This is a genomic window from Mycobacterium sp. (assembly GCF_036488105.1).
GTDB lineage: Bacteria > Actinomycetota > Actinomycetes > Mycobacteriales > Mycobacteriaceae > Mycobacterium.
The window spans coordinates 1-8,360 of the sequence record NZ_DASXHW010000083.1; the positions used below are offsets into that span (position 1 = coordinate 1).

An 8,360-nucleotide genomic window follows, 5' to 3' on the forward strand; every position below is an offset into this window, starting at 1 on the left:
CACCGTGAAGGAATGCGTAGCGGCTATGTAGTGCAACCATACCGGAAGGCGTTTGCCGTTCATGCGCGTCACGCGCACCGCATCGGCGCCTCCGGCGTTTGCCGCGGCGTCAACCACCGCGCTGGATAGCGCGAAGCTAAAGCCCGCGCCGGAGGTTACGAATTCCTGAGGCACGGACACCGACACTATGCCGCGCAGCTCAGCGGTCGCGGATTGCACCAAGGACACTGTTACCGCCGGCGTGGAGTCGGCACGGGCGGTGTTCGCGGCGCCCACAGTGCTGGTATCAGCGGAGCCGGCGTTCGCGGTGCCCTGGGTGGCGGCATTGGTGAAGCTGCCGCTCATGCCGGCGCTGTTCGTGGCGAGGGAGCCACTTGTGGCGCTGATGGCAGCGCCGCCGCCGCTGCTGGTGGCAGCGTTCGCGCTGCCGCTGAAGCCGCCGAAGGTGCTCGGCAGAGTGAGGTTGAGCGTGGAGGCGGCGGGCACCGCGACCGCCGGCGTCAGTGTGGGTGGTACGGCCGGCGGCAGCGACGCAATGCCCGCTGCACCGCCGGTGACGTCGCCGGTGATGGTTCCAGTGGTGGTGAGGCTTGCATCCTGGAGCACGTAGTTGGCTCGATCCGCCCCGCCGGCAATATTGATTCCATTGACCGCGACCGGTTTGCCGGTGCCGGGATCGGCGTTGGCGAAAGCGGCGCTCGAGTCGGTGATGGCGAGTTGGTCGCCGGCGAAACGGTTGTCGGTGAGCGTGACCGTGGCCGTCGTATTGCCGTCGTACGGCTTGGCGGCCGCGGTGGCGGACACGGTGAGCGCGGCGGGTGTGATGTTCGCCGTGGTGGTAGCGACGGCGTTCCAGACATAGTTGCCGACATCGGCACCGCTGCCGGTAATGCCGCTGACGGTGATCGGCTTGGCGCTGCCGACGTTCTTGTTGGTGAACACGGCATTGGTATAGCCGAAATTGATGACGTCGTTCCCGAGGGGACGGTCGGTGAGCGTGACCGTCGCCGCACTCGTGGCGTCGTACACCTTGTCGGTGCCGCCGGCGACCACGATCAGAGTCGCTGGGATGATGGTCGCGGACGTCGATGTGCTGGCATTCGCCGTGTAATTGCCGGCATCGGCGCCGGCGAGGGTAATGCCGGAGACGTCGACGTATTTGCCCTTGCCGGCGTTCTTGTCCAGGAATGCATTGCTGGATGAGACGGTGAGCGAGTCGCCGGCGATGCGGTTGTCGGCGAGCGTGACCGTGGCGGCGGTGGTGGTGTCGTAGATCTTGTCCTCGCCGGTGGCGGACACCGTCAGTGGGCGCGGTGTGATATCGGCGCTGCTGATGGTGACGCCGGAGGTCGCGAGCACGTAATTGCCGGCATCGGGGCCGGCGAGCACCACGCCGCCGATGGTGACGGTCTTGCCGTTGCCGGCGTTCTTGTCGTTGAACACGGCATGGGTGGCGCTGGCGGTGAGGCTGTCGCCGGCGAATTCGCCCACGAAACCCAGCGTGCTCGTCACCAGGGTGGCGCTGGTAGTGCCGTCGTACACCTTGTTGGCGGCGTTCACCCCGGTCACCTGGGTGATGGTGGCAGGAGTGACATTGCCGGTTGCGGTGGCAAACGTGGGGATCACGTAATTTCCAGCGTCGCTGCCGCTGCCGCTGATGCCGCTCACCGTGATGGTCTTGGCCTGGCCGACATTCTTGTCGGCAAAGGCGGCGGTGGAGTAGGTGAGACCGACGACATCGCTGCCGAGGGGCGTGTCGCTGAGCGTGACGGCGGCGGCGGCAGTGGCGTTGTACACCTTGTCGGCGCCGGCGGCGGTTATGGTGAGCGTCGCGGGCGTGATGTTGGCGAAAGTGGCGGTGCTCGTATTCGCGACGTAGTTGTGCGCGTCGGTGCCGCTGATGGATATGTTGGCGACGGCGAGGTACTTGCCGTTGCCGACATTCTTGTCGGTGAACGCGTCGGTGGAGGTGATGCCGAGCACATCGCCGGCAATGCGGTTGTCGCTGAGCGTGGCGGTGGCGGCGGTGGTGGCGTCGTACACCTTGTTGTTGCCGACGGCGGATACGGTGAGGCTGCGTGGCGTGATGCTGGCGGTGAGACCGGACGGTTGCACGATGGTGTAGTCGACGGCGTCGGTGCCGGTGAGCACGAAGTTGCTGATGCCGACGATGGGTTTGTTGACGCCCACGTCCTTGGTCAAGTAGGAACCGGTGATGGAACCGACCTGCACGTTGTCGCTGCCGATGACACCGGTGAGTATGGAGCCCTGGGTGTTGAGCACCGCCGCGGTGGTGCCGTCGTAGACCTTGTCCACGGCCACTACACCGGCCACGTGCAGCGCGGCGGGGGTGATGTTGGCGGTGCTGGAGGCGGTGGGCGCGACGCTGTAATTGCCGGCGAGGCCGCCGTTGGTACCGTTGAGCAGGTTGATGCCGGTGATGGTGACCGCCTTGTTGTTGGCGACATTCTTGTCGGCGAAGGCGGCGCTCCCGGTGAACACGGGCACGACGGTCTCGCTGCCCACGAAGCCGGACAGTCCGTAGCTCAAGAGCGTGGCCGCGGCATTGCCGTCGTACACCTTGTCGGCGACCACGGCGTTCACCGAGAGCAGCTTGGGATCGATGATGCCGGTGGCGGTGGCCGTGGAGCCGATGTGGTAGTTCGATGCCAGGCCGCCATTGGTGCCGTCGGCGAGCGATATGCCGCTGATGTTGACGGTTTTACCGGAGCCGGCGTTCTTGTCGGTGAACTGCGCGCCGGTGGCGCTGGCGCTCAATGTCTGCGTGCCGACGAGGCCGGTGAGAGTGTAGCCGGACAACGCGGCATTGAGCGTGCCGTCGTAGGCGCGCTCGGTGACGGCGCCGACGAAGTTGAGCGGTGCCTGATTGATGGTGCTGGTGGTGTTGTTCGCGTAGGTGACGGTGTAGTTGCCGCCGCTGTTGCCGTCATTCAGCGTGACGCCGCCGACGGTGACGATTTTATTGCCGGTCCCCGCGTTGGGATCGGTGTAGGCGAAGCTGCCGCCGCTCAAGGTGTCGAGCGCATTGCCATTGCTGGCGTTGTGATACAGGGTGCCGGAGACCAGGGCGGCCGTGTCGGCGGCGCTCAAGGTACCGTCATAAGTCTTGACGGCATTATTGGCGCTCACGGTGATGGCGGCGGGATTGATGGTGCTCGCGGCGTTGCTCAGGTAGCTGACGGTGTAATTGGCGCCGCCATTGCCATCGTTCAGGGTGACGCCGCTGACGGTGACGGTCTTGTTGCCGATGCCGGCGTTGGCGTTGGTAAAGGCAAATGTGCCGCCCGACAAGCTGTCGGTGCCGAACAATTGCGTGCCGGCCGCAGCGACGGCGGTGCCCGAAGCCGCCAGGGTACCGTCGTAGGTTTTGCTCGTGGGGCCGGTGGACACGGTGAGGGTGGCCTTCGCCACGGTGAGCCTGCCGTCGATGAAGGTGATGTCGTAATTGCCGGAGGTGAGACCGGCCGGCGTGATGCTGTAAACACCTGCGTTGCGCGCGCCCTGCGCGGTGCCGCCGTAGGTGAGCGCGCCGCTCAGCACGGCCGCGGTCTCGCCGTTCGCGAAGGCGCTGTAAGTCACGCCGTTGCCGCCGCTGTAGGCGAGCGCGTCGTAAGGCTTCGCGGCGTCCGCGGCGGTGACGGTCAAGCCGGCCTTGCCGATGGTGAACGCGGTGGCGTTGCCGGCGGCTTGAGCGAAGGTGTAATTGGTGTTGCCCCCCGTCAGCGTATAACCGCTGCCGTTGATGGCGTATTGGCCGACGTTGCTGGTGGCGAGCGCGGTCGTATTCCAGGCGGCACTGCCGCTCAAGATGGAGCCGGCCGTCTGGCCGAGCACGAAGCCTCCGATGCTGCCGCCGAGCGTGGGGTCGGCGGCGCCGTAGAGGCGCGACGCGGCATTGGCGGTGTAGGTGAGGGTCGCAGGCGTGACGGTGTAGGTCACGCCGGTGCCAGAGGGCGTCAGCGTGTAGTTCGAGGTGAGGCCGCCGGTATAGAGAATGCTGTAGGTGCCGGCGTTCATGGCGTTGGTGAGCGCTTGGCTGTAAGCGGCGGTGCCGCCGCTCACCACGTTGGCGGCGCTGTCCTCGCTATCCAAGAGTCCGGCGCTGATCGTGTAACCCAAGCTGCCGGTGGGCGTGGCGCCGTACACCTGCGAGGGTGTGCCGTTGATGATGGCGCTCACGGTGAGCGCGCCCGCGGCCTGGCTGTAGATGAAACCGTCGCCGCTTTCGGTCACGGCGCCGGGCGCGTAGCTGCCATACGTGGCGCCATAGTGGCGGAAGGCGGAGGTGAGTCCGCCCTTGACGGTATGCGCGCCGGCCACGAGATCGGGCGTGTCGCTGTATACCAGCCAGCGTGCGCCGTTGCCTACTACCAGCGCTGCACCTGCGGCGGTGGACGTGTTGATGAAATTTCCGGCGCCCTCGGTGGAGACGACGATGCCGCCGGCGAGTGCCAGCAAGCGGCCGCCGGCATCCAAGGTGAGATCGCCGCTGCTGCGCAAGGCGAGGTTGCCGGTGGTGCTGGTGAGCGCGCCGGACACATCGACGGCCGTCGAATCGAACACTTGCAGGCCCGTACCCGCAGTGGAAGCGCCCAGTGTGGCAATGGTGTTGCCGCTGTTGTTGAACGTGACCGCGCCGCCCGCATTGGTATTCAAGACCGTGACGTGTTGCAACGCGCCCGACTGGGTCAGATTGCCGGTACCCCCTGCAGTCAAACTGACTGCCGAAGAACCTGCATCGATACCGGCCACCACGAGATCGCTGGAGTTCACGAAGCTGATGGGGTTGCCGGCCGACACCACGGCGAGGGAGCCTGCGGCGTTCGCGACATTGTTGAGCGTCACCGCGCCGTTGGTGTTGACGCTGAGTGCGGGTGAAACGATGGCGCCGCTCTGGGCGAGCCCACCGTGGGTGGTGAGCGTCAGGCTGGTGGTGGCGAGCGCATTGCCGATGGTGGTGAGGCCGGCGGCGGAGTTGGTGACGTTGACGGTATTCCCGCTCAACAGCAGCGTGCCGAACTGGTTGCCGGCGTTGGTCAAGTTGATGCCGAGGCTGCCGGCGGCGGAGCTTTCGGCGGTGAAGCTCGCGACGCCGGCGACAGAGACGGACGTGTTGGCGGCTTGCACGATGCCGGTTTGCACGTCGGCGCCGCCCACGCTGATGGTCGGCGGGCTCGCGCTCATCGAAATATTGCCGGTGATGTTGTTGGCGGCATTGTTCAGGTTGATCGCCGTGCCGTGAAGGGGTGCACTGCCGATGGTGCGGTTGGTGCGTGAACTCACGACGGTGAGGCTGCCCAGATCGGTGCGGTTGCCGAGCGTGATCACGCCGGCCTGGGTGACCACGGCGGTGTTGCTGGCGGGCAGAGTGGTGGTGCCGCCGATGAGATTGCCGGCGCCGCCGAGCACGATGCTCGAGCCCGTGACGGTGGCGTTGCCGGCCACTTGCAGGCTGGCGCCGGCGGCCTGGGTGACAGGCTCGCCGGTGGCGGTGAGCACGTAGTCCCCGCCGACGAAGGTGTCGCCGATGGAGGTCGCCGTCGCGCCGGAATTGTTCACGGTGACATCGCCGGCGGCGATGGTGGTGAGCACGCTGAGATTGCCGCCGATGGTGAGCGGCGCGGACTGCGTGACCGCACCCGTGGAGGTGAGGCTGACGTTGCCGGTATCGTTGAGCGCGCCGCTGAAGTTGATGGCGCCGCTGGAAATGACCGTGAGATTCTTGCCGATGACGGACGCGCCCAAGTCGGTGGCGGCCGCTTCGGTGACTTGTACATTGCCGCCGTTCAGCGCCAGCGTGCCGAAGGTGTTGCCGGCGTTGGTGAGCGTGATGTCGTGCGTGCCGGCACTCAGCGTGACCGGAGCACTGCCGAGATTCCAGGCGGCCGAGCCCAGCTGGCTGATGTTCAGCGTGTTCGCGAGGCTGACCGCGGAGGGCGAACCGTTCAGCGCCACGGCGCCGAAGGCGTTCGCGCCGTTGGCGAGCGCGATGGGGTTGCCGGCGGCATACAAGGTGAGCGTGCCGGAGATCACGGCGCCGCCGCTTTGGCTGATGCCGCCGCCGCCATTCAAGGTGAGCGGCGTGCCGGAGACATTGAGCGCGCCGGCCACATCGAGCGAGCCCGTGCCTGCGCCGTTGCCGATGGTGAGACTGGCGAGGGTGCCGATGGGAAGTTGGGCGAGCTCAGCCGAGGTCAGGTTGAGGCCCACGATGGGCGCGCCGCTGCCGCCCACGGCGACGTTGGTGCCCGCCGTGAAGGGTTGCATGACGAGGTTGCCGGAACCGGTGACGGGGCGGGAGAAATTCATGCCGTCGCCGATCAAGGTCAGGTCGTTGGCGTTGAAGCTGGCAAGGTTGTTGAACGCCAAGGTGCCGGTGCCGGCATTCATGGTGAGCGCGTGGCCGGCGGTGGGCTGGACGTCGACCAGGTTGTTGAAGGCGATGCCGATGCCGCTCAGGTTGCCGGTGGCGGTGATGGGGCCGGTGTTGTAGACCTGCGGTCCATTGATGGCGAATGCGGGCAGGGTGAGGCCGGAGGCGGCGTTGACGGTGAGTCCGGTGAGGGTGGGCTGCAACCGGACCAAGCCTACCACCGCGCCGCCGCCCAAGTTCAAGGTGAGGGTCTTGTTGCTGCCGACGTTACCGCCGAAGGTCAGCGTGCCGTTGTTGGTGCTCAAGGTGAGGTCATTGTCCACCGAGAGCGCGGCGTCGAAGCTGATGTTGCCGCCGCCGCTGTTGATGGTGGAGGCGCCGGACACCGAGACCGGCGTGGTGAAGTCGATGGGGTCGTTGGTGGTGGTGAGGTTCACGCCAACGTTGGTGAGGCCGCCGGCGGCGGCGGTGGTAAGCGCATTGAAGGTGGACTGCGCGGTGATGAAGCTGATATCGCCCGTACCATGCGCGTCCAGAGTAAGTGTGCCGGTGATGTTCTGGCTTTGCACGCCGGTAATGCCGTTGACATGGATCCAGCCGGCGCCCGTGGTGTTGAGCGTCAATCCCCCGGAGCTGCTCATGCGCGCGAGTTCGCTGCCGGTAATGGTCATCTGGCCCGCAGCTACGCTGCCGCCGAGCGCGATGTTGCGGCTGTCGCTGGCGGCGAGGCTCATGACGCCGCTGCCCGAGGACAGTGTGCTGTTGCCTTGCAGATCGATGTCGGCGGCGGTGATGGATAGCGTGTTGTTGGAGGCGGTCAAGGACACGCCGTTCAACAGAATGAACGAGCCGCTGCCGTTGCCGTCGGCATCGGCGGTGAAGGCGATGGGCGCATTCACGGTGCGGCTTTGGTTGAGCGTGATGTTGTCGAGCGCGGTGTAGCTTTGGTTGGCGTCGCCCACGGTGCTGATGCCCGGCAGCGTGAGGTCGTAGCCGGAGACGTGAAGGCCGGTGAGCGGCGCGATGCCGCCGACCACGCCGCCCAGCACCACGTTGCCCGCGCCGGCGGTGAGCGTGAGATTGTGCGCGCCATTGATGCTGCTGGTGGCGCCCGCGAACGTGATGTTGCCGCCGAGGGTGGCGACGGTGACGTCGCCGCCGAGCGTGGTGGGACCGGTGATGGTGACGGCGTTATTGACGGTGCCGAGATTGCCGCTCAAGGTGACACCGCCGTTGGCGGTGTAGGTTTGCGTGCCCGTGGTAGTGACGGCCGCGGCGCCGACGGTGTTGCCGGTGGCGTTGAGCGAGACCAAGGGCGTGCCCGCGCCGACCGTGCCGTTGAAGTGCAGCGCCCCGCTGCCGGCATTGGCGCTGAGGGCGTGCGAGCCGTCGACCGTGCCGCCGAAGGTGAGTCCCAACCCGGTGAAGGTGACGTCCGCACCAAGGGTCATGTTCTCGCCATAAGTCTGCGCGCCGCTGGTGGTGACGGCTGCCGTATTGACGACCACGGTGCCGGGCGCGTCGGTGGTGAGGCTGGTGAGCGGCGTGCTGCCGCCGACCACGCCGTTGAACACGGTGGCGCCGGAATCATTGACGGTGAGCGCGTGCGCCCCGTTCACGGTGCCGGCGAATTGTACATTGACGCCGCTCAACGTGCTGTCGGCGCCGAGCGTGACCGCATTGCTGTAGGTCTGTGCGGCGCTGGTACGAATAGTGCCGCCGTTGAGGGCGGTGCCGCCGAGCGCGCCAGTGCTGAGACTGGTGAGCGCGGTGGTTGCGCCCACGGCGCCGCCGAAGTTGGCGGCGGCCGTGCCCGCATTGACGGTGAGCGCTTCGGCGCCGTCGACGGTGCCGTTGAAGTCGATGGCGGCGTTGTGCGTGGTGACGCTGATGGGGCCGGTGGCGAGGATCACGGGGCCGTTGAAATCGATCTGGCCGGTGGCGGGCGCTGCGCTGTTGCCGACGG

Annotated in this window: 1 protein-coding gene; it reads right to left on the reverse strand. The window is 66.7% G+C overall.

Translation table 11 applies throughout. The features are described 5' to 3' along the window. Positions 1 to 8,360, reverse strand: an 8,360-nt coding sequence (locus tag VGH54_RS04780) for a beta strand repeat-containing protein (RefSeq protein WP_331510796.1), incomplete at both ends; no start/stop codon positions are given.